This window comes from Streptomyces murinus, from assembly GCF_002154555.1.
Classification (GTDB): domain Bacteria; phylum Actinomycetota; class Actinomycetes; order Streptomycetales; family Streptomycetaceae; genus Streptomyces; species Streptomyces murinus.
Window position 1 is genome coordinate 1 of the sequence record NZ_MUNF01000820.1, and the last position, 2,063, is coordinate 2,063.

At 74.8% G+C, this 2,063-nt stretch carries 2 protein-coding genes and 1 pseudogene; 2 read left to right on the forward strand and 1 reads right to left on the reverse strand.

What is annotated here, in order from left to right; all coding sequences use genetic code 11:
- Nucleotides 1–616: ROK family transcriptional regulator (locus tag CCN72_RS35460; RefSeq protein WP_143664320.1), on the reverse strand; the 616-nt coding region annotated here is incomplete at its 3' end.
- A gap of 145 nt (nt 617–761) precedes the next feature.
- On the opposite strand from CCN72_RS35460, the gene CCN72_RS35465 reads away from it, so the two are divergent.
- Entirely contained in the window at nt 762–1,964 is a 1,203-nt protein-coding gene (locus CCN72_RS35465) for an MFS transporter (protein ID WP_086812484.1), read from the forward strand.
- 5 nt (nt 1,965–1,969) lie between these two features.
- Nucleotides 1,970–2,063, forward strand: a pseudogene (locus tag CCN72_RS41115) (acyl-CoA thioesterase); the annotation flags it as partial.

Consider the following 2,063-nt stretch of genomic DNA (forward strand, 5'->3'; position numbering starts at 1 on the left):
GACCAACCTCGCCGCCCTCGCCGAACAGCGCGAGGGCGGCGAGGTTGGTCTCGTTCTCCACCGTGACGCGCGCTCCGGGCAGCCGTTCCTGGAGGGCGGCGGACAGGCTGCGGTGCCACGCGGGCAGCCCCGCGGAGTCGCGCAGATCACCCGTGGCCGGGTCGATGAGGCCCGGCGCGCCGATGCCGACCGTGTGCAGCCTCTCGGCGCCGGCCCGTCCTACGGCCCCCGCCACCGCGGCCACCACCCGCTGCACCGCGGGCCCGGTCCCGGTGTCCCCCTCGATCGGCACGGACGCCTCCGCGAGCACCCGCCCCACCAGATCGGCGACCAGCACGGCCACCCCCTCGGTGCGCACATCGAGCGCCGCCAGATGGGCGCGGTCGGCGGCGATGCCGTAGAGCCGGGCGTTCGGCCCCCGGCGGGCCGCGCCGGACTCCCCGACGACGGTGATCAGCCCGGCCGCGCCGAGCCGTTCGACGAGATCGGCGACCGTCGGCCGGGACAACCCCGTCAGCTGCTTCAACTGCCCTGCCGTCAGCGGGCCTCGGTCCTGAAGGAGTCCCAGGGCCGACCGGTCGTTGATGGCCCTGGCGGTGCTCGGAGATGCGGGCATGGCGGGGATCCTTCCACAACGGCGCGCCGGGACCGGTCGGGCCCGGCACGCTCGCCCGGTCCGCATCGCGGCGCGATAAGCGCTATCTATCAGGCAGGGTCCCTGATAGTTTACGGCGCACCGATCGACGGGGAGGAACGCAGACATGGAGGACATGAGCGGGGTGCGCCGCGCGCGGTACGCCGTCGCGGCCGTGTTCGCCGTCCACGGCGCCGTGACCGGCTCCTTCGCGACCCGGGTGCCCTGGATCCAGGACCATGCCTCGCTCGGCGCGGGCCGGCTGGGCTTCGCGCTCGCCTTCACCGCGCTCGGCGCCTCCTGCGCGATGCCGCTCGCGGGCCGGATCAGCCATCGCTTCGGCAGCCGTAACGCCCTGCGCGGGCTGATCGCCCTGTGGACGCTGTCCCTCGTCCTGCCGTCCCTCGCGCCGAATCTGCCCACCCTGTGCCTCGCGATGTTCACCTACGGCGCCTGCGCGGGCATGGCGGACGTGGCGATGAACGCGCTCGGCGTCGAGGTGGAACGGCGGCTCGGCAGATCGGTGATGTCCGGCCTGCACGGGATGTGGAGCGCGGGCGCCCTGGTCGGCTCGGCCGCCGGCACCCTCGCCGCCCATCTCGGCGCCGACGCGCGCACCCACTTCCTGCTGGCCGCGGCCGTCCTGACCGTGCTCGGTGTGCTCTCCTGCACCTGGGTGCTGGACATACAGCCCGCCGAGGACGAGGAGCCCCCGCCCCGGTTCGCGCTGCCGCCCCGCTCCGCGCTGCTGATCGGCATGGTCGGCTTCTGCGCGGTGTTCGCGGAGGGCGCGAGCCTCGACTGGTCGGCGGTGTTCCTGCGGGACCGGCTGGACAGCTCGGCCGGTCTCGCGGCGGCGTCGACCACCGCCTTCATGCTGACGATGGCCGTGGCCCGGATCGCCGGGGACGCGGTGGTGAACCGGTTCGGGGCGGTGCGCACGGTCCGGGCCGGCGGTGTGCTGGCCGTCCTCGGCGGTCTGCTGGTCGTCCTGGCCGGGCAGCCCGTGGTGGCGATGGGCGGCTTCGCCCTGATGGGGCTCGGTATCGCGGTCGTCGTACCGCTGTGCTTCGCCGCCGCCGGGCACGCCGGGCCCAACCCCAGCCAGGCCATCGCGGGCGTGGCGACCATCACCTACACCTCGGGGCTGATCGCGCCCAGTCTGATCGGCGGGGTGGCGCAGGCGACCAGCCTGGTGGTCTCGTTCGGTGTGGTGACGGCGCTCGCGTGCGGGCTCACGGTGTGCGCGGGCGTGCTGCGCTCCGCCGAGCGCGGCGCCGAGCGGGAGGTCAGTCCGCGGGCCGCAGCAGTTTCCGGGCCACGGCCCTGAAGCCGTCGCTCCACGGCGCCGAGACCTACGCCCAAGGCACCCGGGTGCTGGTGCGGCTGGACGCGACCACCCTGCGCCCGGCGCCGTGGAGCGACGGCT

Excerpts from the sequence above, each read along its gene's own strand:
- CCN72_RS35465 (WP_086812484.1), top strand. The coding sequence starts at position 762 with ATGGAGGACATGAGCGGGGTGCGCCGCGCGCGGTACGCCGTCGCGGCC.